The following is a 26,364-nucleotide window of genomic DNA, read 5'->3' on the forward strand; positions in this document are numbered from 1 at the left end:
GGGCGACGAAGCTGAGTGCTACAAGAGACCAATTGGCCAGTGATGGCCCACAACGTAGAGAATGCCTGCGGAGATGATCCCGGCGACAATATCGTCCACCATAATGCCCATCCCGCCGTGGACATTGCGGTCAAACCAGCGAATCGGCCAGGGCTTCCACATATCAAGAATACGGAAGATAACAAACCCGGCGGCGACCCATTGCCAGTCATGAGTCGGCAGCGCCATCAGGGTTATCCACATCCCGATAAACTCATCCCAGACAATACTGCCGTGGTCATGGACGCCCATATCTTTTGCCGTCCGGTGACACAGATAGACACCAAGACAGATCCCCAGCATCACCAACAGCGAGTAAAGCTGCCAGGGCAGCAGCACCATCAGATACCAGAAAGGAATAGCGGCCAGTGAACCCATGGTTCCAGGCACTATCGGGCTTAATCCACTGCCAAACCCGGTGGCCAACAGATGCCATGGGTTACTCATTCTGAGACGGCTTTTGGCGATGTCTTTCTTAAAGAGAGGCAAAGTGATCATATCCTTTCAGGTTGAGCGTCACCGCCTTGTCGTCGCGGGTAAAGTGTAATCCGTCAACGTCTGCACTCATCTGCCCGATGCAGGTCACTGGTACGCCCAGCCTGGCAACCGCCACATCCAGTGCTCCGCGATTAAGTTCGGGGACGGTAAAGCAAAGTTCGTAATCTTCGCCGCCAGACAGCGCCCAGTGCAGCGCTTGTTGCGCATCAGCATGGCGTTTAAGCGCCTCTGAATACGGCAACGCCGCAAGATCCACGCGTGCGCCGCAGCCGCTGGCCTGCAGAATATGTCCAAGATCGGAAATCAGACCATCGGAGAGATCGATAGCGGAACTTGCCAGATTGCGCAGCGCCTGGCCGTGCAGCACCCGGGGAGTCGGACGTAAATGGCGCGCAAGCAGATATTCTGCATCGTCAGCATCATCTACCTGGAGACGATCCTGTAAAATCGCCAGCCCGGCCGCACTGTCGCCCGGCGTGCCTGTCACATAAATCCAGTCGCCAGGTCTGGCGCCGGAGCGCTTAATGGCCCGCCCGACAGGAACGTAACCATGGATACCCAGCGTCATAGAGAGCGGGCCACGCGTGGTGTCACCACCAATAAGCTGCATATCGTAGTAGCTAAGCTGCTCAAACAGGCTGTCACTAAAGGTTTTTAACCAGGCTTCATCGATATCCGGAAGGGTGAGCGCCAGAGTGAGCCATGCCGGATCCGCCCCCATTGCCGCCAGATCGCTGAGATTGACCGCCAGCGCTTTGTAAGCCAAATCGGCAGGATCGATATCAGGAAGAAAGTGGATCCCTGAGACCAGAGTATCAGTACTGATTGCCAGGGTTTGCTTTTCGGGAATATTGAGTAGCGCGCAGTCATCGCCAATGCCGGTTTCAACATCACGACGGGCGCTTTTAACACGATCAAAATAACGGGCGATCAGGGAAAATTCGCCACATGCCATACGTTATGCCTCAGCATAGAAAAGAAAAAAACCGGACCGGGTACGGTGAGTGCACGTACCCGGTTCCGGCTTGAGGATTACTTCCTGTTGGGACGAATCACGGGCGCGGCTTTGTCGAGCACGCCATTAACAAACTTGTGGCTATCTTCAGCACCGAAGGTTTTTGCCAGCTCAATCGCTTCGTTAATCGCGACTTTGTATGGCACATCTGAACGTTTGGACAGCTCAAACAGTGCAATACGCAGTACCGCTTTCTCAACCTGACCCAGCTCTTCGAGCAGACGGGACAGGTACGGCTTCATCAGGCCATCGAGATACGCGCTGTTAGTCGCCACCCCGCTTAACAGTTCACGGAAGTACGCGACATCAACATCTTTCACGTCCTGTTCCGCCAGGAACTGGTATTCGACATCAGCGACGTCGTTCTGGGACAACTGCCAGGAATAGAGTGCCTGGACAGCACACTCACGGGCGCGGCGACGAGCAGCAGGTTTCACGGATTTCCCCTTACAAAAAATCAGGCCTTGATGGCTTTCAATACATTAATCATTTCAAGCGCGGTCAATGCAGCTTCCGCGCCTTTGTTGCCAGCTTTAGTGCCGGCACGTTCGATAGCTTGTTCAATGCTTTCGGTGGTCAATACACCAAAAGCGACCGGAATTTCGCTGTCCTGAGCGACGTGCGCCAGGCCATTGCTTGCTCCACCAGCCACATATTCAAAGTGAGCAGTACCGCCACGAATAACCGTACCCAGCGCAATCACCGCGTCATATTTACCGGTTTTCGCCAGTGCGCCTGCCGCCAGCGGCAGCTCATAAGCACCTGGAACCCATACCACGGTAATATTGTCATCTTTAACCTGGCCGATACGTTTCAGGGCGTCAATCGCACCTTCCAGCAGGCTGTCATTGATAAAGTTGTTGAAACGCGCAATGGTGATGGCGACGCGAGCGTCCGGAGTAGCAACGTTAGCTTCAATAATGTTCATACTTTTCCTTCACAGGTTCTGTAAGACCCCGCAGGGGGGCGGATTTTATCATAATATTTGACGCACTGCTTCCCTTTTACAGGAGTCGCTACGCGTGGGTGAGATGCAGGCAGAGGTCGGGGCCAACCTGTCGTATCTCATTGAATTTAAACTGAGGAGCATCTGCCAGTGCGCTAAGACCTGGCAATACGCATAGTCCCCGGGCATCGCTCCCCAGCAATTTCGGGGCAACATAAACCATCAGCTCATCCACCAGGCCTGCCTGGAGTAGCGCCCCGGCCAGACTGGCGCCAGCCTCAACCCAGATACTGTTGATCTGCTGTTTTCCCAACAGCATCATCATTGAGACCAGATCGGTACGCCCATTATATTCCGGCACTGGCAGTTCATGAACCGAATCAGGCCAGCGACGCGTATCAGGCGTCGTGCGGGCAAACCAGGTTTCACCCGGTTCATGCACCAGCGCATGCTCCGGCGTCACCCGATTTTGGCTGTCGACGACAATGCGCAGCGGCTGGCGTAGGTTTTCACGCGGGTACAGCGCCTGAATATCAGCACTCAGCTCGTCCCAACGCACCGTCAGCTTAGGATTGTCTGCCAGTACGGTGGCGCTGCTGGTCAGAATGGCATGACTCTGGGCACGCAGGCGCTGCACATCCCGACGCGCCTGCGGCGAGGTTATCCACTGGCTTTCACCGCTCGCCATCGCAGTGCGACCGTCAAGGGATGCCCCGAGTTTGAGCTGCACCCAGGGAAAGCCGGTGCGCATCCGCTTGAGGAAGCCCTTATTCAGCGCTTCGGCTTCAGGCACCATCAGGCTGTGGCTGACCTCAATCCCCTCTTGCTTTAAGCGGTAGAGTCCACGCCCCTGTACCTGCGGGTTGGGATCCTGCATCGCGGCGACCACGCGGGAAACACCGGCATGAATTAATGCTTCACAGCACGGCGGTGTCCGTCCGTGATGGCTGCAAGGCTCAAGGGTGACATAGGCCGTTGCCCCTTTCGCTTTTTCACCCGCCATACGCAGCGCGTGTACTTCAGCATGCGGCTCGCCGGCACGATAGTGGAACCCCTCGCCCACAATCTCGCCATCTTTGACGATAACGCAGCCGACATTGGGATTCGGATGGGTGGTAAAACGCCCGCGTTGCGCCAGTTTTAGCGCCCGCGCCATGTACATTTCGTCCTGCATGATCAGTCCTGTAAGCGGGCGATCTCTTCGCCAAATTCACGGATATCTTCGAAACTACGGTACACCGAGGCAAAGCGAATATAGGCCACTTTATCGAGTTTCTTAAGCTGTTCCATTACCAGATTGCCAATCATTTTACTGGCAATTTCGCGCTCACCGGTTGCCCGTAATTGCGACTTAATGTGATTTAAGGCCATTTCAACGTCATCGGCGCTAACCGGGCGCTTTTCAAGCGCTTTCTGGATACCGCGGCGCAACTTATCTTCATTGAATGGCTCGCGAACGTCATTACTCTTGACGACTCTGGGCATCACCAGCTCCGCGACTTCAAACGTTGTAAAACGTTCATTGCAGACCAGACACTGACGACGACGGCGAACAGATGACCCTTCCCCCACAAGGCGAGAATCGATTACTTTGGTATCCACGGCGAAACAGAATGGGCAATGCATACGACGTCCTGACGTGTGAGTGAATTAAAATCTATTTTACCCTGAACTGGCGTGACAACAAAGACGGGCCGATTTTGAGACAATGGATAGATGGCAACCCGGCCGTTACTCACTACCATTATGAATATCTTCAATTTCAAGGAAACAGACACAATGACAAGACGTTACCTAAGATCCCTGTTGCTGGGAAGCGTTTTCGCCCTTAGCGCCTGCGCCCAGCAAGGGGAAGTCGGCCAGTTAAACCAAAGCGTCAGTACGCTGAATAATGAAATGAGCAAGCTGAACAAAGAGACGGTAAAAATCACCCAGCAAAACGCGCTGAACGCAAAATCCACCAATGGCGTTTATCTGCTGCCAGGCTCTAATACCCCGGCGCGACTGAACAGCCAGGTGGGCATGTTACGTATGTCTTTGAAAAATATCGTACCGAATGCCGGAGGAACCCGCGTCACGCTGCGTATTCAGGGGGAATCCAGCGAGCCGCTGCCCGCTTTTAACGGCACCGTAGAGTGGGGGCAGATTCAGGGGACAACCGATAACTATCAGGAAGTTAACGTCCAGAACCAGCTGATGGGCGCGCCGGCCAGCACCCTGGCGCCCAGCGATGTTGACGTTGCATTGCAGTTAGATGGCATTACCCCAGAACAACTGGGTTTTGTGCGTATCCACGATATTCAGCCTGTCACACCTGAGTAATCCGCCGCAGTCTGTCGTTTTTTCTCACACTTTGTCACCTGTTCTTCACCGCCTGATCGTCATCAGGCGGCTTTCATTTATTGGCAACCATGATGATTGCCAGTACAATCCCCGCTAATTATTACACGCAAACGTGAACGCAATCGATTACGTGCGTGTCAGTAATGTGAAACAACACATATTTTTGTGAGCAAGGATACTTATAATAACCTCGCAAAAACATGAAACATTTAGCAACGCAATGCGTGCATTCTTTCATTCCCGTAAGGGAACTCTCTTATCAGTGGCATAATTATGAAAAAAACATTACTTGCAGCTGGCGCTGCGCTGGCGATCACAACGTCCTTCTCTGTGAGCGCAGCGGAAACCAACAAACCGGAATATGTATCTGACTGGTGGCATCAGAGCGTTAACGTGGTAGGCAGCTATCACACCCGCTTCGGACCGCAGGTTCGCAACGACACCTACCTGGAATACGAAGCTTTTGCTAAAAAAGACTGGTTCGACTTCTACGGCTACCTTGACGCCCCGGTATTCTTCGGCGGTAACACCGACGCGAAAGGTATCTGGAACCACGGCTCTCCGCTGTTTATGGAAATTGAACCGCGCTTCTCTATTGATAAGCTGACCGGTACCGATCTGAGCTTCGGTCCGTTTAAAGAGTGGTACTTCGCCAATAACTACATCTACGACATGGGCCGCAACACTGCTGGTCGTCAGAGCACCTGGTATATGGGTCTGGGTACCGACATCGATACCGGTCTGCCGATGAGCCTGTCCCTGAACGTCTACGCGAAATACCAGTGGCAGAACTACGGCGCCGCAAACGAAAACGAGTGGGACGGCTACCGTTTCAAAGTGAAATACTTCGTACCGATCACCTCTCTGTGGGGCGGCCAGCTGAGCTATATCGGCTTCACCAACTTCGACTGGGGTTCAGAGCTGGGTGACAAAGATTTCCACGACCTGAACAACAAACGTGCGCGCACCAACGATTCCATCGCCTCCAGCCACATTCTGTCTCTGGGCTACGATCACTGGCACTACTCTGTTGTTGCCCGTTACTGGCACAACGGCGGCCAGTGGAACGACGACGCCAGCCTGAATTTTGGCAACGGCGAATTCAACGTCCGTTCAACCGGTTGGGGTGGTTATCTGGTCGTGGGTTACAACTTCTAAGCGAAGTTTTCCTTCAGTCTCAAAGAATGACCTGAAAAAAAGCACCGAACGAGACTCTCGTCGGTGCTTTTTTACCTTCGTAACGCCCGTGGTGATAGGGCTAACGCAGGTTCACTTTTTCTTATTTAACAACGCCTTCAGATCGGCAAACGGATTGTACGTCGCCTCGCCAATATCTTTTTGCGCATCCTCACCCGCAACAACCGTAGATCCATACTGATCCGCCTCGGTATATTTCGAATGTTCATGATCGTGGCAAAACAGGCAAAGCAGCTCCCAGTTGCTGCCATCCTCAGGGTTATTGGTATGATCGTGATCCATATGGTGAACGGTAAGCTCACGCAGATTCGAATAAACAAACTCACGCGAACAGCGGCCACATACCCATGGAAACAGTTTTAATGCTTTTTCACGATAACCGCTTTCCAGCCGCGTATAGTTTTTTGGGATAATAGCCATAAGTGTGTCAGTGCCTGAATAAATGTCGGATTGGGTCCAGTTTCGCGCGCTCCCGCGTTTTTAGCAATGATCCAGATTCAGAGCACCTGCCTAAGCGCCCCACGGTAAGTTCAGTCGCCGGCGTTTTTCTTCATCGCCTGCTGCTGGCGAATAAAATCCTCAAATGAGCGGTCAGGTAGTTCAGCAAACTGCTTGCCGGTTAAGGTCACCGCCTGGCAGCGATCCAGCCGGAAGCAGCGGTAACCCTGGCGCAGTTCACACCATGCCACCAGCACCCAGACTGCGCCCCAGAACGACAATCCCAGCGGATGAATTGCCCGCTCAGAGCCTTCACCTTTTTCATTTTCGTAGCGGATCCACACTTCATCATGCTGACGCATAGCCTGATGCAGCACATCAAACCAGAGGCGGGTCTGCGGATACTGGCCAAAATCCGGGGTCACGATCCGGTTACGCTCAGCGAGAATACGTTTATCCGTCGGCAATACCGCCAGCAGTTTTTCCTGTGCCGAGCCTGCCGCCAGCGCCAGTTTATCGCCGCCCCAGGTCTGCAACATATCAATCGCGGCAATCAGAGCCTCGACTTCCATGCCGGTGAACATCAGCGGCGGGATATCAAAGCCGGGCATTAATCGGTAACCGCTCCCGGCTTCTCCCTGAATCGGCACGCCGGAGAGCGATAAGTCGCGAATGTCCCGGTAAACGGTACGTTCAGAAACCTCAAGCCGCTCGGCCAGTATCGCCGCCGTTACCCGACGGCGAGTGCGAAGAATTTGCACTATCTGAAACAGACGATCGGCGCGGCGGCTCATATAATCTTCCTGTCGAGATTCGATTTAGCTCATCAGGCTGGCTGGTGCAGCCCGACCTTATTCCCTTCACTGTCGATAATAAGCGCAATGGTGCCAATATCCTCGGGTAATTTTTCCGGCCCGAAACAGCAGGAACCGCCCTTTTCTGCCACTTTAGCCAGGGAATCAACAATATCCGCCGTGTAGAGATAGATCACCGTCCCGCTTGTCGACGGCTGAAACATCTCCGATTTTACCAGCGCCCCACCGGTTGACGATTCTTCATAGTGAAAGACCGCCATCGACATGCCTGCGACATCCTCCTGACGAAATTGTGCCCCGGTGCAATATTGATAAAACGCCATCGCCCGTTGCAGATCCTGAGTCGGGATTTCAAACCAGTTGATAATGTTGCTCATTTTTACGTCCTCTTTGTGTTTTCGACAAAGAGATACTGCCATCCCCCTCCTGACAGCATACTGTCAGGAGAGAATGCGCAGACGAAAAAAAACCGCAGCCATTGTGCGCTGCGGTTTTTCAAAGCAGAGGCCTGATTACGGCAGAATTGACGGTTGATCCGCCCCTTCTTTCTCCACTTTTTGCTGGATCAGATGCTCACGTTTCATACCCAGCTTCAGCGCCAGTGCGGAAGCCACGTAAATCGACGATGCCGTACCGATGGAAACACCGATAAGCATAGTCAGCGAGAAGCCTTCCAGTACCGGACCGCCGAAGAGGTACAGCATCAGGATCACCACCAGGGTGGTGCCGGAGGTAATCAACGTACGGTGCAGCGTCTGAGTCAGTGAGACGTTAAAGATTTCGTAAGGCGTCCCGCGGCGGATCTTGCGGAAGTTCTCACGAATACGGTCAGAGACCACGATACTGTCGTTCAGCGAGTAACCGATGACGGACATCAGAGAGGCGACAATCGTCAGGTCAATCTCGATATGGAACAACGACAGCACGCCCATGGTGATCACCACGTCGTGCGCCAGCGCGATAACGACCCCGGCCGCCAGTCGCCACTCGAAGCGGAAACCGACGTACACCAGAATCGAAATCAGCGCCACCATCAGCGCCATAGCACCGTTCTGTGCCAGATCGGCGCCAACGCTTGGCCCGACAAACTCAATACGTTTTACCGCCGCGTTCTGGCTGGTCGCCTCGTTGATCACGCTCAGGACTTTGCTGCCCAGCTCCTGACCACCGGTTGCGCCATCAGCAGGCGGCATACGCACCATGATGTCACGACTGCTGCCAAAGTTTTGCAGCAATGGCTCGACAAAACCTGCTTTTTCCAGGGCATCGCGCATCATGTCGATTTCCGCTGGCTTTTCCAGGGTAATTTCAATGACGGTACCGCCGGTAAAATCCAGACCCCAGTTAAAACCGCGCACACCCATAATAACGATGGAGACGATTAACAGCAGGCCGGAGATCCCGAACGCCCAGTAATCCCAGCGCATAAAGTCGTAGACTTTACGGCCATAGTTTAATTGTTCAACAGTGTATTCCTGTGCCACAACGCACTCCTCAGATAGACAGCTTTTTAACGCGCTTGCCGCCGTACAGCAGGTTCACGATGGCACGGGTGCCGACGATAGCGGTAAACATAGAGGTCGCCACACCGATACCGGTGGTAATCGCAAACCCTTTAATCGCACCAGTACCGACCGCATACAGGATAAGCACTTTAATCAGCGTCGTGATGTTGGCATCAAAAATGGAGCTGAACGCCCCGCGATAACCTTCATCGATCGCCTGCTGCACCGTACGTCCGTTGCTCAATTCTTCTTTGATACGTTCGTTTATCAGTACGTTGGCGTCGACCGCCACCGCAAGGGTTAGCACGATACCTGCAATCCCCGGCATACTCAGCGTCGCCCCTGGCAGCAGGGACATAATCCCAACAATCAGGATCAGGTTCGCCACCAGCGCCGTGGTCGCAATCAGACCAAACTTCTTGTAGAAGAAAATCATAAACAGAATGGAGACGCCCAGACCCGCCAGGCAGGCTTCCAGACCCTGTTGGATGTTCTGCATACCCAGAGTTGGACCGATAGTACGTTCTTCAACAATCTGAATCGGCGCAATCAGTGCGCCCGCACGCAGCAGCAGGGAGAGCTGACGCGCTTCGTTCGGGTTGTTGATACCGGTGATACGGAAGCTGTTACCCAGACGAGACTGGATATTGGCGATGTTAATCACCTCTTCCTGTTTCACCAGCACCGCACGACCGTTAGCGTCTTTCTTACCGCTGTCTTTGTACTCCACAAACAGGGTCGCCATCGGCTTACCGATGTTGTCCTTGGTGAAGTTAGACATGATGTTACCGCCAGCGCTGTCCAGAGAGATGTTAACCTGCGGCTGGTTGTACTCATCCTGGCTGGAGGTGGAGTCGGTAATATGGTCGCCGGTCAGGATCACACGTTTGTACAGCACAACGGGCTGTCCTTCACGCATTTGCTTGACCTCAGAATCGCCCGGAACACGACCCGTCGCCGCGGCTGACTGGTCAACATTGCTGTTTACCAGACGGAATTCCAGAGTGGCTGTTGCACCGAGGATCTCTTTCGCCCGCGCCGTATCCTGAATACCCGGCAGTTCGACCACAATGCGGTCCGCGCCCTGACGTTGTACCAGAGGCTCAGCAACACCCAGCTGGTTCACACGGTTACGCAGAATATTGATGTTCTGCTGAACTGCATATTCACGTGCTTCGCTCAGACGCGCATCGGTCATGACCGCACGCAGAACGTTGTCGCCCTGGTTAGTCAGCACCAGATCACGATGACGGCCAGCAAGGTAAGTATTTGCCTGGTCGCGCGCCGCAGAGTCACGGAATTGAATGCTCAGGCCGAAGTTATCTTCCTTACGCACGGTGGTGTAAGGAATGCCTTTTTCGCGTAGATCGCTACGCAGGCCGTCGATATTTTGTTCCTGAAGTTTGCCCAGCGCCGTATCCATATCCACTTCCATCAGGAAGTGTACGCCGCCACGCAGGTCAAGACCCAGTTTCATGGGTTCAGCATGGATAGCTGTCAGCCAGTATGGCGTCGCCGGAGCAAGGTTAAGCGCCACGACAAACTGATCGCCAAGTTCCGCTACCAGCGCTTCGCGAGCCCGGAGCTGTGTATCAGTGCTGTCAAAGCGAGCGAGAATAGCGCCGTTTTCCAGTGCCACAGACTTCGCGTTGATATTTTCTTGTTGTAGAGTTTTCTGGACCTGGATCAGCGTTTGTTCACTGGCGGCGACACCGCGCGCGCCAGTGACCTGAACAGCCGGATCCTCACCATACAGGTTGGGAAGCGCGTACAGCAGGCCGACGGTAATCACGACGACCAGCATGACGTACTTCCACAAAGGATAACGATTTAACACGGCAGTTCCCTTTGGGAAAACAAGAAATTACAGCGCCTTCATTGTGCCTTTCGGCAAAACGGCAGCTACGAAGTCGCGTTTGATAACCACTTCAGTGGTATCGTTCAGGGCGATAGCCAGGTAGCCAGTATCCGCTACTTTGGTCACACGACCGACCAGACCGCCAGTGGTCAATACTTCATCGCCCTTGGCGATAGAGCTCATCAGATTCTTGTGCTCTTTAGTACGTTTCTGTTGAGGGCGCAGGATCATGAAATAGAAAATCAGACCAAACACCGCCAACATCAGGATCAAAGACATCGGGCTGCCCTGCGCCGGTGCGCCGCCTGCTGCTACCGCATCAGAAATAAAAAAGCTCATTCAAATTTCCTCATTATTTATATTAATCAACGTTTAAAGGCGGAACATCCCGTCCCTGACGTTGGTAAAAATCGGTCACGAAGCTCTCTAATTTACCCTCTTCGATAGCCTTACGTAAACCAGCCATTAAACGCTGATAGTAACGCAGGTTATGAATGGTATTGAGTCGCGCGCCCAATATTTCATTACAACGATCGAGATGATGCAGGTAAGCGAGAGAATAATGACGACAGGTATAGCAATCACACTCAGCGTCGAGTGGGCCAGTATCGCTCTTATATTTCGCATTACGGATTTTCACCACGCCGTTGGTCACAAACAGATGACCGTTACGGGCATTACGCGTTGGCATAACGCAGTCGAACATATCAATGCCGCGACGAACGCCTTCCACCAGATCTTCTGGCTTACCAACCCCCATCAGGTAACGCGGTTTATCTGCCGGGATCTGCGGGCAAACGTGTTCCAGAATGCGGTGCATATCGGCTTTCGGTTCGCCCACAGCCAGACCGCCGACAGCGTAGCCATCAAAGCCAATCTCTACCAGACCTTTGACGGAGATATCACGTAAATCTTCGTAAACGCTGCCCTGAATGATGCCAAAAAGCGCATTCGGGTTATTAAGTGAGTCAAAACGGTCGCGACTGCGTTTTGCCCAGTGCAGTGACATTTCCATCGAGCGCTTAGCATAATCCCAGTCCGCAGGATAAGGCGTGCATTCGTCAAAGATCATCACGATATCGGAACCCAGATCGTACTGGATCTCCATCGACTTTTCCGGATCGAGGAAAATCGGATCGCCGTTGATCGGGTTACGGAAATGTACGCCTGCTTCGGTGATCTTGCGGATATCGCCCAGGCTGAAAACCTGGAAGCCGCCGGAATCGGTAAGGATCGGCCCTTTCCACTGCATAAAATCATGCAGATCGCCGTGCAACTTCATGATTTCCTGACCAGGACGTAGCCATAAATGGAAGGTATTGCCAAGAATGATTTGCGCGCCCGTCTCTTCGACTTCTTCAGGCGTCATTCCTTTCACGGTACCGTAGGTGCCAACAGGCATAAAAGCTGGCGTTTCCACTACGCCACAATCAAACACCAGGCGGCCGCGACGGGCGCGACCATCGGTGGTATCGAGTTCAAATTTCACACATCCTCCAGCATCAGAGAAACAGTCTGATGACGAACAAAAGAGGTGCATTCTAGCAACCATCAAAGCCGCACCACAAGCAAGCCCGGCACACTTCAATCGATCCCTTGATATTTATGTAAAGCACAACGGGCACTGCGTGTTCAATCTCACAGTGCCCGTGCATATTTTGCCGCCGTATTTCGTTTAAAACTTAGTCATCAACCGCATCGCGAATAATCGGACAGGTCATACAGTGCGCACCGCCGCGACCACGACCAAGTTCGCTCCCCACAATTTCAATCACCTCAACGCCTGCTTTACGTAGCTGAGTATTGGTCTGGGTATTGCGGTCATAGGCCATTACCACGCCCGGCGATAGCGCCACCATATTATTGCCGCTGTCCCACTGCTGACGTTCCATATCGTAGTGATTGCCTTCGGTTTCCACTACGCGCAGTTTCTTCAGATTCAGCGCACCCGCAACCGCCTCGACAAAACTACCGTTGTCACGACTGAGTCTCATGCCCGTCGGGCCATCGTCAGGGCGCAGAGAAAAGGTCTTAATCTGATTCACAATATGGGGATAAAGCGTAACCACATCGCGATCGCAAAAGGTAAAGACGGTATCCAGATGCATCGCCGCCCGCAGCTTCGGCATTGCCGCAATCATCACTCGCTCAACGCCGGAGGCTTTATTGGCAAACAGCGCCGCCGCCAGCTGGGTGAGCGCCTGGTGCGAGGTGCGTTCACTCATGCCAATCAGCACCGTTTTGTTGCCAATCGGCATCACGTCACCGCCTTCCAGCGTCGCGCTACCGTGATGAATGGTCGGGTCCCCCCACCAGACGTTAACGTTTTGCGCAGCAAAATCCGGATGGAACTTATAAATCGCCGTGGTCAGAATGGTCTCTTCATGACGGGCCGGCCAGTACAGCGGATTGAGCGTCACGCCGCCGTAAATCCAGCAGGTGGTATCGCGGGTATAGAGCGTATTCGGCAGCGGCGGCAGCAGGTATTCCGTAATACCGACCGCTTCGCGGATCAGCTTCAGCTCTTCGTTATCCGTATAGCCTTGCTGGGCCAGTTCGAAGGTCGACAGCCCGCCGATCAGCACTTCTGCCAGCATTCGTGGCGGGAGGCTTTCAAGAAAACTCCGTGTCTCATTGAGGATCCCCAGCGAAACTTCATTCGGGACGATTTGCTGGTCGAGCACCCATTTTCTGGCCTCCGGCAGCGCCATGGTTTCAGCCAGCAGGTTATGCATCTCAACAACGTCCACACCGCGTTCGCGCATTTTGGTCATAAAGTCGAAATGATCGCGTCTGGCGCGTTCAACCCACAGCACATCGTCAAACAGCAATTCGTCACAGTTGCCAGGGGTGAGTCGGTTATGTGCGCGTCCTGGTGCACAGACCATCACTTTACGTAATGTTCCCACTTCCGAATGCACGCCAAACGGGTGCTGAACAGTTTCTTTTGTAAACATAATAAATCCTTAATTAAATGGTAATCGCGCCGGTAGCAATGCTGATGATTGCGAAAGCCGCTGCAATCATCAGGATGGCGAACAGAGCTGTTTCAGTTTTATTTCTGAACAAACAAGCACGCTGCTCGCGTCGGGCATAGAGATAAAGAAGCGTGCCAGGGCCATAAATGATGGCGGAGAGGAGCAGGTACTTCATGCCGCCCGCATAAATCATCAGCAGCGCATAGCCAGTTGCGAGCAACGAAAAAATCAGATCTTTTTTGCGCGCCGCATCAGCGGTCTCGTAGGTTTCACGGTTTACCGCCAGTTTCAGTCCGTAAGCCCCGACCAGCAGATAGGGAATCAGGGTCAGAGAGCTGGTCAATTCAAGTGCAAGCTGGAAAGCGTATTCGCTAAACAGCGTCAGAATCAGGAACACCTGGATGGTACAGTTGGTTAGCCAAACGGCCGCGGAAGGTACGCCATTGCGATTTTCAGTGCTAAATACTCGCGGTATCAGGCGATTTTCAGCAGCGGAAAAGAGCACTTCAGCCGCCAGCAACGACCACGAAAGATAAGCGCCCAGCACTGAGATAAGCAGCCCGATGCTGATAAAAACTGCCCCCCAGCGGCCAACAATCGCTTCCAGTACACCGGCCATTGAAGGCTGACGCAGGGCCGCAAGTTCAGGTCGCAACAACACGCCGTAGGAGAGCATGGTAATCAGCACCAGCAGACACAGGACGCCGATAAAACCTAATACGGTGGCGGTCCCTACATGCTTACGATCGCTTGCATAACGTGAATAGACGCTGGCGCCTTCGATACCGAGGAAAACAAATACCGTGACAAGCATAGTGCTACGTACCTGACTAAACAGGGATTCCGTTGCCAGCCCGGAGGTATCAGTAAACCCGCGGAAGTTAAGTGTGAAAATGTCGGCTTTAAATGCGAAGATTAAAACGATAACAAAAATAAATATTGGCAAAATCTTCGCAATCGTCGCGATAGTATTAAGCGATGCAGCCGTCTTTACGCCACGTAGCAGCAAAATATGGAATGACCATAAAATGGCAGATGCCACTGCAACAGCAAATAACGTATTACCATCACCAAAAACTGGAAAGAATGCGCCTAATGTAGATTTAATCAAAACAAAATAAGAAACATTACCAATGCAGGTCCCGGCCCAGAAACCTAACGCGGAAGCAAAGCCGGTATAATCGCCAAACCCTTCTTTCGCATAAATAAAAACACCGGAATCGAGATCGGGTTTACGCTGCGCCAGCGTCTGAAACACCAATGCCAGCGTCAGCATCCCGCCGCCAGCAATACACCAGGCAATAATGGCACCCAGTCCTCCTGTCGCACGGCCGAAGGTTGCGGGTAGCGAGAAAATCCCGGCGCCGATCATAGAGCCGACCACCAGCGCGGTAAGCGACCACAGCGACAATTTGTTCGATGATGAACTTGTCATGGTATTCCTTATAACATTAACAATAAATTATTCTGAAAAAAATAAAGGTCACCTGAGAAATTAAATAATCAGGTTTGAGTTCGACGCTAAGAATGTCGCTAATAATGACGAGCGGGTTAGTTATGACACATGACAATTAAATAAAACATAAACACACACAAATTCAATTTCCGATTCAAAAACTGACAATGTTAATAAAAACCATACACTATCAAATTAAGACATCATTAATAACACAAAGTCAGGAAGACAGAGGGAATATAAATAAAAAGACGACATTCAATTACACACCATTAACATTAATGACTATTCGAATAAATATAAACAAAAGTTCAACGGCAGAGAAATAACAGCAGGAGGGAGAAAAAGCACCCGACCGCAATAACCGCGGCCGGATAGATAATCGGCTCAGGGGCGTTCTTCAATTGCCTGTGGATTATGGGTAATAAACATGGCATCGCCGTAACTGAAGAAGCGATATTCGTGCGCGACCGCTTGCTGGTAGGCATGCATGGTGTGCTGATACCCGGCAAAGGCAGAGACCAGCATAATCAGAGTCGATTCCGGAAGATGGAAGTTGGTCACCAGCGCATCGATGACCTTGTACTGGTAGCCCGGGTAGATAAAGATTTGCGTGTCGCCAAAGAAAGGCTCAATCAGGCCCCGCTTCGCGGCCTGGGCTGCGCTCTCCAGCGAACGAACGGAAGTGGTGCCGACGGCAATCACGCGATTACCCCGTTCTTTCGCCGCCAGTACCGCGTCCACAACGTCCTGCGGCACTTCAGCATATTCGGAATGCATGATGTGATCTTCAATAGTGTCAACGCGCACCGGCTGGAAGGTTCCGGCCCCGACGTGCAGGGTGACGAACGCCATCTCAATCCCTTTTTCACGCAGGCGCGCCAGCAGCGGCTCGTCAAAGTGCAGACCGGCGGTCGGTGCAGCAACGGCTCCAGGCTTCTGGCTGTAGACGGTCTGATAGAGTTCGCGGTCAGCGTCTTCGTCAGGCCTGTCAATATACGGCGGCAGCGGCATATGGCCGATAGCATTGAGAATATCGAGCACCGGGCGGGCATCGTTAAATTCCACTTCGAACAGCGCATCATGGCGGGCAACCATAGTGGCGTTGATGCTTTCATCGTCGCCCAGCAGCAGTTCTGCACCCGGCTTAGGCGCTTTGGAGGCACGGATATGCGCCAGAATACGTTTATCATCAAGCATACGCTCGACCAGCACTTCGATCTTACCGCCGCTGGCTTTACGCCCGAACAAACGCGCCGGGATCACCCGGGTATTGTTAAAGACCAGCAGGTCGCCGGGATTGAGCTTGTCGAGTAAATCAGTGAAAGTGCCATGCGTCAGAGCGCCTGTCGGCCCCTCCAGTGACAGCAAGCGGCAACTACTGCGCTCAGCCTGCGGATAATGGGCAATCAGGGATTCAGGTAACTCAAAGGAAAAATCGGTAACGCGCATGACACTAACTCGAGAGGTAATTAAGAGGCAGGTAGTCTAGTGCCGGGGCGGGCTCCCTGCAACCTTTACCCCTGCGCAGAGTTCATATACTCTGAATAATTCGTGTTGCAGGCAGTCAACGCCGACGCAACCTGAATAATAACGAGTCTATAAATGAATTTTCTTGCTCACCTGCACCTGGCACACCTCGCTAACAGCTCGCTTTCCGGCAATTTGCTGGCCGATTTCGTTCGCGGCAACCCGGCAGACCACTATTCTGCCGATGTCGTGGCGGGTATTCATATGCATCGTCGTATCGACGTGCTGACCGATAACCTGCCGGAAGTGAAACAGGCGCGCCAGTGGTTTCGACCGGAAACACGCAGGGTGGCGCCCATTACCCTTGATGTGATGTGGGATCATTTCCTCTCCCGCCACTGGGCGCAAATCTCACCTCAGGTTCAGTTGAGTGAATTTGTGCGCTATGCCCATGCCCAGGTCAGCGTCATTCTCCCGGATGCCCCGCCACGCTTCGTGGATCTCAATGATTATCTGTGGTCAGAACGCTGGATGGAGCGCTATCAGGAGATGGATTTCATCCAGCGGGTACTTAACGGCATGGCCAGTCGCCGCCCGAAACTCGATGCCCTGCGCGACTCGTGGCAGGATCTGGACCAGCATTATGCTGCGCTTGAACAACTATTCTGGCAGTTTTACCCGCGCATGATGGCCCAGGCAAAAGCCCGGACCCTGTAACTCAGGCGGCGTTGTCTTTCTGAATATCACGCCAGATTTTGAGCGCCATCCACACCAGCACCAGCACACCCAGCACCAGCACCGCCCACACCAGCCAGGTACGCCACTGGCTTGCCTGTTCGGTCGGTGAAACTGCGCTCAGCCGGGACTCTCCTCCCAGCTTAACAGGCTCGTGCGCCATCGCTTCAGGCAAGAGGTCGGGAGCGTGTTGCTGGCGTAAACCAGCAGGGATTAAACCTTCCAGCGGCAAAGCGACATCCGTTGCCGCTTTGTTTCCCCAGGCAAGAATAAATGGCCCGTTCCCCTGGGCATTAAAAATAAGGTTCAGGCTCTCACGTAGCCCCGACACCTGCGGTAGCGCATCAGGGAGATGCGCATTAATGGTCGTCAGACGAATGCCCTGCACAAGCTGGCCCGGGAGCGCAATGTCATCCGACATCTGCTCATTAAGATGAAACAACACTTCTTTGCCCAGAGGCTGCCATTTGTCCTCTGCGCTTGCCCGCCATTCGAGGGCGACCGGCAAAACACCGTCGTTCTCCAGCCTGACAGACAACGCGTTAAGGGGCTGTGGCCGGGACCACTGGTACTGCACCTCATCCGCTGAAATACGATTTGCCCACCCGGAAAGGCTCACATTTTCCCCCCGGGTTGCCGAACTGTCCCCAACCCCAACGACGCTGGCACGATTGAGGGTTAGCGGAAGTGTGGGGGTATCAAAAACCAGCAGTAAATAACGCGGCCCCTCTGGCGACATCGTGAGCGCGGTAGCGATCTTATTCAACGTCAGCCGATCGTCCCCGCTGGCAATATCCATCAGCGGCGCATCTTTTTGCAGCAGCCCCCATTCACGCATATCGGAACTGAAGTAGAGCGCGGCTCTGCCCTGCCAGTTCTCTGCCGGTTTGTCCCAGCCAAGCTGAAGCTGCGAAACGCTAATCGACCCAGCGCTGTTTTCAGGCAACACCAGCAGGTAGCTTTTGCCGACACCGTCAACACGCCCGCTTTCCAGCTTGATTTCATAACCGCTGGATGAACGGAGCCAAACGCGCTCGCCCTGAAGATCATCACTGTTCGTCGATTCAACCGGCGACGTGGTGAGAGGGAAAATACGCAGCTCAGTGGGTGGCAGAGCAACGGTCGCTGTTTTCTGCTTTTCGAGAGAAAAAGGAACCCGCTCTCCCTGGTGGTTGAACACCCGGACATCACGTAAATCCGGCCAGGCGCTCTGCCGATAGACATCCGCAGGCAGACTCACCCGATACCAGGGAGAGGATTCAGGGGTCGCCAGCGCCCTTCCCCAGCCATAATCCTGCGGCGTTTCCGCTATATCATCACTGGCAAATCCGCCTGATGCCACACTTAGGAGTGCGCCAATGGCAACATATTTCATCCATTTCATGATTTGTCTTCCTCACTGAAGGCTGCTGTCTCTTTTGGCGGCAATGGGGAAAAATAACCCACGATCAGCACCAGTACTGCGACGCCAATAAAGGCCACGGCTCGCGCCAGACCACCTCCGCGCGCGCTGTCCACTAACATTAATTTGGCAATAACCACACCCAGGAGCGCTGCGCCATACAACCACGCGCGTCTGGAGCCTCGTCGATTTGCCATCAGCATGACAACCAGCGCCCCCAGCATCCAGAACAGAGCGAAGGTGGTCTGAATTAAGCGCGAATGCCATAGATCGGCAATATTCCAGCTTATCGCGCCATAATTTGCCAGCGCGCGGAGCAGGATCCCGTTAAGCCACCAGAAGCTGAGACCCAGCAGGACCAGCGAAACAACATTGCCGACCGACGGAGAATAACGAGGGCAATGTGCCACGCAAAAACGCGCCCATAGCCATAGCCCCAGCAGAGCAAAGGCTGCGCCCTCTTCCAGCGGATTGATAAGCGGCAGATAAAGCATATGAATCACCCTGCCATCCTGCAAATTGGCCAGCAGCAACAAAATGATAAGCAGCGGCAGCAGCGGCAATAATCCCAGCGTGCCATACACCTGCGGCCAGACGCGAAGTGGCCAGAAAGCGCGACGGATCCCGGCAAGAATAAGCAAGATGACACCGCCCCCGGCGGCCATCATCAGGCCGCTGCGCCAGGTCTCCATTCCCCAGGGCAATGTGTTAATAAACCAGTACACTTCCATCCCGGCAGCCAGCAGAATAATCCAGCCGAATACAAGATGCAGCGCCTGCGAAAACCGGGCAGGCAGCTGTTGTTCTTCGCGGTACAGCAGCAATAGCGCCGAAGGTAGCGCCACGCACCAGGCCAGATTGTGCCAGCCAGCCGCCAGCACATGCTGGTCGGTAACGAGTTGCCAGAGCAGGACAGCCAGCATCACCGGCCAGAGCAGCCATATGCTAAAGCGCAGAGCCTGCCAGGCCAGGCGCAGACTGACATATCGCCAGATCCATACTGAGACGCCCACCAGGGTCAGCATGCTACAGGCATCTTTCAGACCCAGCGGCCGCAAAAGTGAGGAGAGCCCCATAAGCGCCATCAGCCAGAATGCGATCCCACCCGCCAGTAAGACCAGACTGCCAATGGAATGAATACGCCGCCACAGCCAGGCTGCAGCCAGCCAGGTCGCGCTAAGCACGGTGAAAATCACCAGGATCGAAAGTGCAGTCAGGGAATCGCTGAGCGCCCAGAGTGCACTGCCCAGGGCCAGAACCAGCAGACCGGTGCCGCTATAGCTCATCCGCCTCTGCCCCTGCATCACGCCAAGCCACAGGATGCCAAGCCCTTCGAGCGCCCACGCCATCGCCGTCCAGCGCGCAGAAAGCGCCAGCGGAATAGCCAGCGTAGCAAAAGCGCCCCCCAGCGCCAGCGTCGCCAGAACCAGCGGTTTGCCAGCCTGCGGAAAACGTTTTAGCGCAGCATACGACACCAGCAAATAGAAGGCGCCAAACCCTAATGCACTCAGCGCCGTACCCCAGGCGAAATGTTGGGTAATGGCGTATTGCATGCCAAACCCCACCAGCGGCGGGGCAAAAAGCAGCACGCCATCAAGGATCCGTTCACTGCGTTTTTGCGCCCGCAGCGAAAGCGCTACGCTCAATATGCCAAACAGCAGCAGGTTCGCGAGCAGAAACAGCTGGCAGCTAAGATAGTCATCCGCCTGGTAATTCTGAAGCCCCCAGAGACCTGCCACGCTAAAGGTGAAAAGCATGCCCAGCAGATTCAGCTCACGCCAGTGCTGCCAGATGCTGATAACAAGAATGCCGATGGAAAGCAGCAGATAAAAAGAGAACAGCGCAATATGGCTACCGCCGCCGGTGGAGAGCAGAAGCGGCGCGGCATAGCCTCCCAAACTCGCCAGCATCGCCAGACTGAGTGCCCGTTGCAGCACCGCCAGACCAACGCTTGCGGCACAGATAATCAATAACAGCGCGAACGCGAGGGTCATCGGCAACATTTGCCAGAGGCGGAAGGCGCCAAAAACGGTCATATAGAGCGCGCCGGTGGCGCCGCCTTGCAGGATCAGGGCAAAAACGGGCTGTTTTCGTCGCAGGCGCCAGCCAATGAACAGCATCGCCATGGCCCCGATTGCCGCGAAGACCAGCCGCACCGACAGCGGAAAAAGAGCATTTTCGACGCTATAGCGGAATAAGAAACCCAGGCCAAGGAATAACAGCACAACACCCAGCTTTGCCAGCGGGTTACCCTGCATAAACCAGCGCAACAGCGAGGTGATGACCCCACCGGTGGAACCCGTGGTTTCTGGCATCGCCGAAACCGGTTTGGCCGCAGGTGTCGGGGCCGGATGCCCGCTCCTCGCCCAGACGTTCTGTGGCTCAAACCCGGCGCGCTCAGGTTCTTCGGGTGTGGGTTCAGGCTCTACAGGGGGGGTAATAAGCGTTGCTGCAGTGGTCGGAGCCTCAGCCGGTGACTCCGGCTCCGGGCTCAATACCCGCTCGACCAGCCGTTGTTCAAGCGTGTTGACGCGCTGACGCAACTGCCATAGCTCGATTTGCGCGGCTTTGCTTCTGCGGTATGCCATGATGGCAAGCGTGGGAGCAACCACCACCAGCATCAACATGACAACACCGATTAAGAGGAACAATCCTTCCATGATTTCACCTTCATTCCGTAGCGTAGAGAGAGTGTGGCACAAATTGCCAGGAATACGCTATTCGGCCTCAGGTCGGCCAAATCAGAGATGAAAAGCCACTCGTTTCCCACCAGGCAATTCAACATCAAGACTCAGCTTACCGCCCATCGCCTCGATGTAGCGTTTAAGCGTTGCCAGTTTCAAGTCATTACCACGCTGCTCTAATTGAGTGATCGCCGGCTGGCTGACCCCCATAGCTTCAGCAACATGCTTTTGCGACAACTGGAGTTCTTCTCTAATCATCTGCAAACCCGTCTCCAGAACCATCTCATCCGCCATCGCTCTGATACGATTCTGGCTCTCTGGCGTACGCGCCTTAATCATCTCGTCTAACGTTTTCATAGGTTCTCCAGTCTCAAGAGGTGCGCCGAATACTCCCGATCGGCGATATTTATCATCCGGTTATAAAATCTTTTGTCGTTACTCTTACTACCAGCACATAACACGATAGCCTGTCGCAACGGGTCAAATGCAAAAAATGCACGTATCGGACAGCCAAAATACTGGATGCGCAGTTCCTTCATATTCTTGTGCCGGGAGCCGTTCACGCTATCGGCATAAGGCCGGGACAAAGAGGGTCCAAAGCATTCCAGACGCACCAACTCTGCTAAGATCTTTTCCTGCAAGCCCTCATCCTGCTCATGGAACCAATCTTCAAATAACTGACTCAGCACAACAGTCCATTGCATGGCTTAATTCCTTTTACAGGATAAATTTTAACCTATCGCCATTAAATATAATCCATAGCTTATATTTGTTTATATTATAACCTGAAGCTTATATCAGCAAGTATCATGCGCGAGTTGTCGGTCACAAAATTATTCCTGAACAGGGGACAACAGCGACTGATAATGGCCTGCAAGCCCTGACGACCTGTTAATTCCCCTGCCAGACGGTGGCCGAAATCGCCGGAAGGGACAGAACCTCATTGTGCAGAGTGCCTTTCCCCTCTTTGCAGTGCCATATTTTCGCATCCAGTAACGGCGATTCGCTCAGTACCACCTCGCAGGATTCGCTCCGGTTGATGGCCACCATTACCCGCTCCTGCTGCCAGACGCGAAGAAAAACAACAACATTTTCCTGCGCGTAAATCACCTGACAGCCGCCGTAGCACAGCGCCTGACTGCGCCGACGCAGTTTGGTCATCCGCTGGTATAAAGCCAGTAAACTGCTGTCCTGGCGGGCTTTGTCCCATGGAAAAGGTTTACGACAGAAGGGATCATTCGCCCCATCCAGCCCGACTTCGTCGCCATAGTAAATGCAGGGCACGCCAGGCCAGGTAAACAACCAGATAACCGCCAGCGGCAGACGCGCCACATCCTTACCGAGTACGGTTTTAAAACGCGGCGTATCATGGCTGTCGAGCTGATTGAACATACGGAGCTGCTGCTGATGGGATAAGCCGGCACGGTAATTATCCATCCACGCAATGCAGGTTTGGGCATCGATTCGCTGGGGATCCATCGAAATATCGGTGTTCGCAAGAAACGCCCATAATGGGAAAGTAAAGCCGCGATAATTCATGGCGGCATCTTCCGCATCCGCCTGCAGCCACTGTCGCGCATCGCCAAAGTGCTCACCAACAATATAGGCCTCGGGCTGAGTCTCTTTTGCCGCCCGCGCAATGCCGGTCACATGCTGCATATTATTCCGCGCACCGCCTGCTTCCCCCAGCATATGCACCACATCGAGCCGCCAGCCGTCCATATTCCATGGCGCTTGTAGCCAGTGGCGTACAATGCTGTCCTCCCCCTGATAAATCTCTTCCACCAGGCTTTGCGCCTGGTAGTCCAGCTTGGGCAGACTTGGGTAGCCAAGCCAGTCACGGGCGCGCCCGTCGTCATGAAAACTATACCATTCGCGCCAGCTGGAGGCCGGATTATGGCAGGCTCCGCTGGTGCCGCGGTTATGTCTGTCAAACCAGGCATGGGAGTCGCCGCTGTGGTTAAACACGCCGTCCAGCACCAGCCGCATGCCCAGCCGGTGGGTATTGCGTCGCAGGCGAAATAGCGCCTGGTCGCCGCCAAAACGGGCATCAACATGACGATAATCCTCGGTGTCATATTTATGTACGCTGGGGGCGACAAAAATGGGGTTGAGGTAGAGCGCGGTGACGCCGAGTTTACGCAGGTAAGGCAGCTTTTCGCTGATACCGTCAAGACAGCCGCCGTAGAATGTCGAACCGCCCGCCTCAGCGGTTAAGGGGGAATCCCATTCACGCAGTACGATCTCCTGCTGCGCGGCATGGTGAAAATAGACCTCATCAGACTTCTCATGACGTTGCTCACTGCGGGCAAAACGATCCGGAAATATCTGATAAAACACCTGTTCCGCCACCCATTGCGGGCCATTATCAGGATAATCCACCGCAAATTGCTCCAGCCGCGCAGGGGGAAACAGGCTGAGCCCCTGCGGCGAAAACCACTGCTGACTCCCCTCCCACAGCAACTTAAAGCTGTAGCGGCGTCGCGGCTGACCGCTCTCCAGCGACAGCGTAGCCCGCCATGCCGTTACCCCGGCTTTTGGCGCAATGCGCACCCGCCGCATAGCGATGGACGTCTCTTCATTGTCGATTTCGACCCGCAGGGCCACACGCCCCGGAAGTTTGCTTCCGCTCAGCCAGAGTGTGATGACCAGTTGGTCTTTGTTCTGTTTTACAAACGGCGCGACAGGCAAATGCCAGGCTTGCAACATCGACTTTCCCCTCTGTCAAAAATGGCGTCACTCTTGCACAAATGTAGTCTCGCCAACTCATCTTTTCTGTTTTTTTATGGGGTTGAGAGCCAGGGCGCAGAATTTTCCCCCTGCGTATATTTGGCAAAGCCAGATGTGATCTGGCGAGATATTCACCGGGCAAATGCGCGAGTATTTTCAAACCGGCTTCGTGCTATTGCCCGAAGTCTGTCGCCGGTTCTGTTTTTATACTGTGGGAAACCATAGCCTGAGAAGGGATGTTGAATGAGCAGTAAACCTGAAATTCTTGTCATCACTGAAATTCCCCAGCCGATGATCGATGTTCTTGAACAGCATTTTGTCGTGCATAAATACTGGTTACAGGATCCGCAATCATTTCTGCGTGAACATGCGCATTCCATCCGCGGCGCGCTGACCCGTGCGGCAAAAGGCATCAAAAAAGATCTGATTGAGCAACTGCCCGCGCTGGAAGTGATCAGCGGTTTCGGCGTCGGCGTTGATGCCACCGATCTTGATACCTGTCGTCGTCTGAATATCAAAGTCAGCAATACACCACGCGTACTTAACGAATGTGTCGCCGATACCGGCCTTGCCCTGATGCTGGCGGTCACGCGTAAAATTTGTGCGGCTGACAGCTTTGCCCGTTCCGGCGCCTGGGAAAGCGCGCAGTTTGAAGGGGCATGGAAAATGACCGGCAAACGCTGTGGCATCGTCGGCATGGGTAACATTGGTCATGAAGTGGCAAACCGTGCTGCGGCATTCAATATGCCTATCCACTACTTCAGCCCGAACGAAGCGCAGAATGCAGCCTGGACTCACCACACCTCGCTGATTGAGCTGGCGAAAGCGGTCGATTTCCTCGTTCTGACCCTGCCGGGCGGCGCTGAGACTCACCACATCATTAATCGTGAGGTACTGGAAGCGCTGGGACCGGATGGCATTCTGGTGAACATTGCCCGCGGTACGGTGGTGGATACCGACGCGCTGATTGCGGTATTGCAGGAAGGCAAATTGCGCGGCGCAGGTCTCGATGTGTTTGAGAAAGAGCCGCACATTCCTGCCGCTCTGATGGAGCTGAAAAATGTGGTTCTGCTCCCGCATATCGCCAGTAATACCGCTGAGACTCGCCAGGCGATGGCCGATCTGACCATTGATAATCTCGTGCAATACTTCAGCGAAGGGAAGCTGATTACCCCCGTTGTATAACACTTTTCTGGTTCAATTTGCTGTACAGAAAACAGGATAGCCTTCCCGCCGACGACGGCGGGAATGACTACAGGGATCGCATATGAACCGTTATCTGAAAGTCCTTATCTGCGCCGTTGTCGCGCTCACTATCTGGTTTTTCCCCGTTCCCGACGGATTAACGCCGTTGACCTGGCATATTCTGGCTATTTTCATTACCACCGTGGTGGCCTTTATCCTCCAGCCTCTGCCCGTTGGCGCCGTGGCCCTGATTGCCATCAGTGTGATTATGCTCACCGGCATGATGACCACCGCCGAAGCCCTGAAAGGCTTTAGCAGCACCACCGTATGGTTGATTGTCGCCGCCTTTTTGTATGCCAAAGGATTTATTAAAACCGGACTCGGGCGACGTATCGCTTATCTTCTGATCCGCAACTTTGGCGGCAGTTCCCTGCGTCTGGGCTACACCCTGGCGCTGAGTGATATGATCATCGCCCCGGCCACGCCGTCAAATACCGCCCGGGCAGGGGGAATTCTGTTTCCCATTGTGCGCGGTGTTTCCAGCAGTTTTGGTTCTGAACCGGATAAAGATCCGCACAAAATTGGCGCCTTTCTGATGCAGACCGTCTTTCATTCGAACTGTCTGTCATCATCCATGTTTATGACCGCCAGCGCCCCTAACGCTCTGATTGTGTCGCTGGCTGCCAGTACCTTGTTTGTTGATATCTCCTGGGGCATGTGGACGCTCAGCGCGCTGGTGCCGGGGGTGGTTGCCTTTATCTCTATCCCACTGATTATCTATAAACTTTATCCACCGGAGATTCAGAAAACGCCGCAGGCGAAAGCGCTGGCCCAGGAAGAGTTACGCAAAATGGGGCCGGTCACTCGTGATGAGCGAATGACGATCGCCATTTTTCTGCTCTCCTTGCTGGCGTGGAGCACCTCAAAATGGACCGGGCTGGATGCTACTGCCGTCGCGCTTTCCGGCGTCTGCCTGATGCTGATAACCAATGTAGTAAGTATCCTCCGGCAGAGCCGGAGGCTTTAGGGTGAGCGCCTCAAAGGCGCCGACAAACCATGAGCCGCCCAAG

Annotated in this window: 26 protein-coding genes; 5 read left to right on the forward strand and 21 right to left on the reverse strand. The window is 53.9% G+C overall.

Annotation, left to right across the window (positions count from 1 at the left end):
• Positions 1–18 precede the first annotated feature (18 nt).
• The 6 genes from pgpA to nrdR form a co-directional block, all read right to left on the reverse strand.
• The gene (pgpA, locus tag ACSZO4_RS02640) at positions 19–537 is read right to left on the reverse strand and encodes a phosphatidylglycerophosphatase A (protein WP_437887280.1); all 519 of its coding nucleotides are present in this window, start codon (positions 535–537) and stop codon (positions 19–21) included.
• Positions 515–1,492, reverse strand: a complete 978-nt coding sequence (thiL, locus tag ACSZO4_RS02645; protein ID WP_437887281.1) for a thiamine-phosphate kinase — start codon at positions 1,490–1,492, stop codon at positions 515–517. Before thiL ends, pgpA begins: the two co-directional genes overlap by 23 nt.
• Before the next feature lie 77 nt (positions 1,493–1,569).
• The gene (nusB, locus tag ACSZO4_RS02650; protein ID WP_437887282.1) at positions 1,570–1,989 is read right to left on the reverse strand and encodes a transcription antitermination factor NusB; all 420 of its coding nucleotides are present in this window, start codon (positions 1,987–1,989) and stop codon (positions 1,570–1,572) included.
• Between the two features lie 20 nt (positions 1,990–2,009).
• The gene (gene ribH, locus ACSZO4_RS02655; protein ID WP_220417623.1) at positions 2,010–2,480 is read right to left on the reverse strand and encodes a 6,7-dimethyl-8-ribityllumazine synthase; all 471 of its coding nucleotides are present in this window, start codon (positions 2,478–2,480) and stop codon (positions 2,010–2,012) included.
• Positions 2,481–2,568: 88 nt separating this feature from the next.
• Positions 2,569–3,672, reverse strand: a complete 1,104-nt coding sequence (gene ribD, locus ACSZO4_RS02660; RefSeq protein WP_437887283.1) for a bifunctional diaminohydroxyphosphoribosylaminopyrimidine deaminase/5-amino-6-(5-phosphoribosylamino)uracil reductase RibD — start codon at positions 3,670–3,672, stop codon at positions 2,569–2,571.
• 2 nt (positions 3,673–3,674) lie between these two features.
• Entirely contained in the window at positions 3,675–4,124 is a 450-nt protein-coding gene (gene nrdR / locus ACSZO4_RS02665) for a transcriptional regulator NrdR (protein WP_437887284.1), read from the reverse strand.
• A 153-nt stretch (positions 4,125–4,277) separates the two neighbouring features.
• Between nrdR and ACSZO4_RS02670 the strand changes: the two genes are divergently transcribed.
• Positions 4,278–4,820 (forward strand): DUF3251 domain-containing protein, encoded by a 543-nt coding sequence (locus tag ACSZO4_RS02670; protein WP_437887285.1) that lies wholly within the window; start codon positions 4,278–4,280, stop codon positions 4,818–4,820.
• 294 nt (positions 4,821–5,114) lie between these two features.
• Positions 5,115–5,999 carry a nucleoside-specific channel-forming protein Tsx gene (locus ACSZO4_RS02675; RefSeq protein WP_437887286.1) on the forward strand — a complete coding sequence of 295 codons (885 nt, stop codon included), beginning with the start codon at positions 5,115–5,117 and terminating at the stop codon, positions 5,997–5,999.
• 111 nt (positions 6,000–6,110) lie between these two features.
• Here the strand turns inward: ACSZO4_RS02675 and yajD are convergent, their stop codons facing one another.
• From yajD to queA, 10 genes are all read right to left on the reverse strand, one after another.
• The gene (gene yajD / locus ACSZO4_RS02680) at positions 6,111–6,458 is read right to left on the reverse strand and encodes an HNH nuclease YajD (RefSeq protein WP_437887287.1); all 348 of its coding nucleotides are present in this window, start codon (positions 6,456–6,458) and stop codon (positions 6,111–6,113) included.
• A gap of 110 nt (positions 6,459–6,568) precedes the next feature.
• The gene (locus ACSZO4_RS02685; RefSeq protein ID WP_437887288.1) at positions 6,569–7,270 is read right to left on the reverse strand and encodes a helix-turn-helix transcriptional regulator; all 702 of its coding nucleotides are present in this window, start codon (positions 7,268–7,270) and stop codon (positions 6,569–6,571) included.
• A gap of 32 nt (positions 7,271–7,302) precedes the next feature.
• The gene (locus ACSZO4_RS02690) at positions 7,303–7,668 is read right to left on the reverse strand and encodes a VOC family protein (RefSeq protein ID WP_437887289.1); all 366 of its coding nucleotides are present in this window, start codon (positions 7,666–7,668) and stop codon (positions 7,303–7,305) included.
• 135 nt (positions 7,669–7,803) lie between these two features.
• Entirely contained in the window at positions 7,804–8,775 is a 972-nt protein-coding gene (secF, locus tag ACSZO4_RS02695; RefSeq protein WP_437887290.1) for a protein translocase subunit SecF, read from the reverse strand.
• Between the two features lie 10 nt (positions 8,776–8,785).
• Positions 8,786–10,633 carry a protein translocase subunit SecD gene (gene secD, locus ACSZO4_RS02700; protein WP_437887291.1) on the reverse strand — a complete coding sequence of 616 codons (1,848 nt, stop codon included), beginning with the start codon at positions 10,631–10,633 and terminating at the stop codon, positions 8,786–8,788.
• Positions 10,634–10,660: 27 nt separating this feature from the next.
• Positions 10,661–10,993 carry a preprotein translocase subunit YajC gene (yajC, locus tag ACSZO4_RS02705; RefSeq protein ID WP_437887293.1) on the reverse strand — a complete coding sequence of 111 codons (333 nt, stop codon included), beginning with the start codon at positions 10,991–10,993 and terminating at the stop codon, positions 10,661–10,663.
• Positions 10,994–11,015: 22 nt separating this feature from the next.
• On the reverse strand, positions 11,016–12,143 hold the full coding sequence (gene tgt, locus ACSZO4_RS02710; RefSeq protein WP_437887294.1) for a tRNA guanosine(34) transglycosylase Tgt: 1,128 nt from the start codon (positions 12,141–12,143) through the stop codon (positions 11,016–11,018).
• Between the two features lie 193 nt (positions 12,144–12,336).
• Positions 12,337–13,611, reverse strand: coding sequence for an arginine deiminase (gene arcA, locus ACSZO4_RS02715; protein WP_437887295.1), 1,275 nt, complete (start codon positions 13,609–13,611; stop codon positions 12,337–12,339).
• A 13-nt stretch (positions 13,612–13,624) separates the two neighbouring features.
• On the reverse strand, positions 13,625–15,067 hold the full coding sequence (locus tag ACSZO4_RS02720) for a basic amino acid/polyamine antiporter (protein WP_437887296.1): 1,443 nt from the start codon (positions 15,065–15,067) through the stop codon (positions 13,625–13,627).
• Between the two features lie 408 nt (positions 15,068–15,475).
• Complete coding sequence (gene queA, locus ACSZO4_RS02725) at positions 15,476–16,540, reverse strand: tRNA preQ1(34) S-adenosylmethionine ribosyltransferase-isomerase QueA (protein WP_437887297.1); 1,065 nt, start codon at positions 16,538–16,540, stop codon at positions 15,476–15,478.
• A 153-nt stretch (positions 16,541–16,693) separates the two neighbouring features.
• On the opposite strand from queA, the gene acpH reads away from it, so the two are divergent.
• A complete protein-coding gene (acpH, locus tag ACSZO4_RS02730) occupies positions 16,694–17,275 on the forward strand; it encodes an ACP phosphodiesterase (protein WP_437887298.1) in 582 nt (193 codons plus the stop codon).
• Position 17,276: 1 nt separating this feature from the next.
• Here acpH and ACSZO4_RS02735 read toward each other — a convergent pair whose 3' ends face one another.
• The 5 genes from ACSZO4_RS02735 to malZ all read right to left on the reverse strand — a co-directional run bounded on the left by ACSZO4_RS02735 (position 17,277) and on the right by malZ (position 24,088).
• Entirely contained in the window at positions 17,277–18,677 is a 1,401-nt protein-coding gene (locus tag ACSZO4_RS02735) for a DUF3999 family protein (protein WP_437887299.1), read from the reverse strand.
• Positions 18,674–21,355: a DUF2339 domain-containing protein gene (locus ACSZO4_RS02740; protein WP_437887300.1), complete on the reverse strand. Its 2,682-nt coding sequence runs from the start codon at positions 21,353–21,355 to the stop codon at positions 18,674–18,676. Before ACSZO4_RS02740 ends, ACSZO4_RS02735 begins: the two co-directional genes overlap by 4 nt.
• 81 nt (positions 21,356–21,436) lie before the next feature.
• Positions 21,437–21,736, reverse strand: a complete 300-nt coding sequence (locus ACSZO4_RS02745) for a helix-turn-helix domain-containing protein (RefSeq protein WP_437887302.1) — start codon at positions 21,734–21,736, stop codon at positions 21,437–21,439.
• A complete protein-coding gene (locus ACSZO4_RS02750; protein ID WP_437887303.1) occupies positions 21,733–22,083 on the reverse strand; it encodes a type II toxin-antitoxin system RelE/ParE family toxin in 351 nt (116 codons plus the stop codon). The genes ACSZO4_RS02745 and ACSZO4_RS02750 overlap by 4 nt, the downstream gene beginning before the upstream one ends.
• Positions 22,084–22,270: 187 nt before the next feature.
• A complete protein-coding gene (malZ, locus tag ACSZO4_RS02755) occupies positions 22,271–24,088 on the reverse strand; it encodes a maltodextrin glucosidase (protein ID WP_437887304.1) in 1,818 nt (605 codons plus the stop codon).
• A 264-nt stretch (positions 24,089–24,352) separates the two neighbouring features.
• On the opposite strand from malZ, the gene ACSZO4_RS02760 reads away from it, so the two are divergent.
• Complete coding sequence (locus ACSZO4_RS02760; RefSeq protein ID WP_437887305.1) at positions 24,353–25,294, forward strand: 2-hydroxyacid dehydrogenase; 942 nt, start codon at positions 24,353–24,355, stop codon at positions 25,292–25,294.
• Between the two features lie 82 nt (positions 25,295–25,376).
• Positions 25,377–26,321 (forward strand): DASS family sodium-coupled anion symporter, encoded by a 945-nt coding sequence (locus tag ACSZO4_RS02765; protein WP_437887306.1) that lies wholly within the window; start codon positions 25,377–25,379, stop codon positions 26,319–26,321.
• Positions 26,322–26,364: the final 43 nt, after the last annotated feature.

It is taken from the genome of Phytobacter sp. V91, from assembly GCF_965644225.1.
In the GTDB taxonomy this organism is placed as follows: Bacteria; Pseudomonadota; Gammaproteobacteria; order Enterobacterales; family Enterobacteriaceae; genus CBFFRJ01.

What these genes read in the sequence shown, in the direction of transcription:
- ribD (WP_437887283.1), bottom strand. Translation starts at nt 3,672, where the DNA reads ATGCAGGACGAAATGTACATGGCGCGGGCGCTAAAACTGGCGCAACGC.
- malZ (WP_437887304.1), bottom strand. Translation starts at nt 24,088, where the DNA reads ATGTTGCAAGCCTGGCATTTGCCTGTCGCGCCGTTTGTAAAACAGAAC.
- thiL (WP_437887281.1), bottom strand. Translation starts at nt 1,492, where the DNA reads ATGGCATGTGGCGAATTTTCCCTGATCGCCCGTTATTTTGATCGTGTT.
- ACSZO4_RS02720 (WP_437887296.1), bottom strand. Translation starts at nt 15,067, where the DNA reads ATGACAAGTTCATCATCGAACAAATTGTCGCTGTGGTCGCTTACCGCG.
- ACSZO4_RS02690 (WP_437887289.1), bottom strand. Translation starts at nt 7,668, where the DNA reads ATGAGCAACATTATCAACTGGTTTGAAATCCCGACTCAGGATCTGCAA.
- ACSZO4_RS02685 (WP_437887288.1), bottom strand. Translation starts at nt 7,270, where the DNA reads ATGAGCCGCCGCGCCGATCGTCTGTTTCAGATAGTGCAAATTCTTCGC.
- yajD (WP_437887287.1), bottom strand. Translation starts at nt 6,458, where the DNA reads ATGGCTATTATCCCAAAAAACTATACGCGGCTGGAAAGCGGTTATCGT.
- nrdR (WP_437887284.1), bottom strand. Translation starts at nt 4,124, where the DNA reads ATGCATTGCCCATTCTGTTTCGCCGTGGATACCAAAGTAATCGATTCT.
- pgpA (WP_437887280.1), bottom strand. Translation starts at nt 537, where the DNA reads ATGATCACTTTGCCTCTCTTTAAGAAAGACATCGCCAAAAGCCGTCTC.
- acpH (WP_437887298.1), top strand. Translation starts at nt 16,694, where the DNA reads ATGAATTTTCTTGCTCACCTGCACCTGGCACACCTCGCTAACAGCTCG.
- ACSZO4_RS02670 (WP_437887285.1), top strand. Translation starts at nt 4,278, where the DNA reads ATGACAAGACGTTACCTAAGATCCCTGTTGCTGGGAAGCGTTTTCGCC.
- ACSZO4_RS02740 (WP_437887300.1), bottom strand. Translation starts at nt 21,355, where the DNA reads ATGGAAGGATTGTTCCTCTTAATCGGTGTTGTCATGTTGATGCTGGTG.
- ACSZO4_RS02765 (WP_437887306.1), top strand. Translation starts at nt 25,377, where the DNA reads ATGAACCGTTATCTGAAAGTCCTTATCTGCGCCGTTGTCGCGCTCACT.
- ribH (WP_220417623.1), bottom strand. Translation starts at nt 2,480, where the DNA reads ATGAACATTATTGAAGCTAACGTTGCTACTCCGGACGCTCGCGTCGCC.
- ACSZO4_RS02675 (WP_437887286.1), top strand. Translation starts at nt 5,115, where the DNA reads ATGAAAAAAACATTACTTGCAGCTGGCGCTGCGCTGGCGATCACAACG.
- yajC (WP_437887293.1), bottom strand. Translation starts at nt 10,993, where the DNA reads ATGAGCTTTTTTATTTCTGATGCGGTAGCAGCAGGCGGCGCACCGGCG.
- ACSZO4_RS02760 (WP_437887305.1), top strand. Translation starts at nt 24,353, where the DNA reads ATGAGCAGTAAACCTGAAATTCTTGTCATCACTGAAATTCCCCAGCCG.
- ACSZO4_RS02745 (WP_437887302.1), bottom strand. Translation starts at nt 21,736, where the DNA reads ATGAAAACGTTAGACGAGATGATTAAGGCGCGTACGCCAGAGAGCCAG.
- ACSZO4_RS02750 (WP_437887303.1), bottom strand. Translation starts at nt 22,083, where the DNA reads ATGCAATGGACTGTTGTGCTGAGTCAGTTATTTGAAGATTGGTTCCAT.
- queA (WP_437887297.1), bottom strand. Translation starts at nt 16,540, where the DNA reads ATGCGCGTTACCGATTTTTCCTTTGAGTTACCTGAATCCCTGATTGCC.
- arcA (WP_437887295.1), bottom strand. Translation starts at nt 13,611, where the DNA reads ATGTTTACAAAAGAAACTGTTCAGCACCCGTTTGGCGTGCATTCGGAA.
- ACSZO4_RS02735 (WP_437887299.1), bottom strand. Translation starts at nt 18,677, where the DNA reads ATGAAATGGATGAAATATGTTGCCATTGGCGCACTCCTAAGTGTGGCA.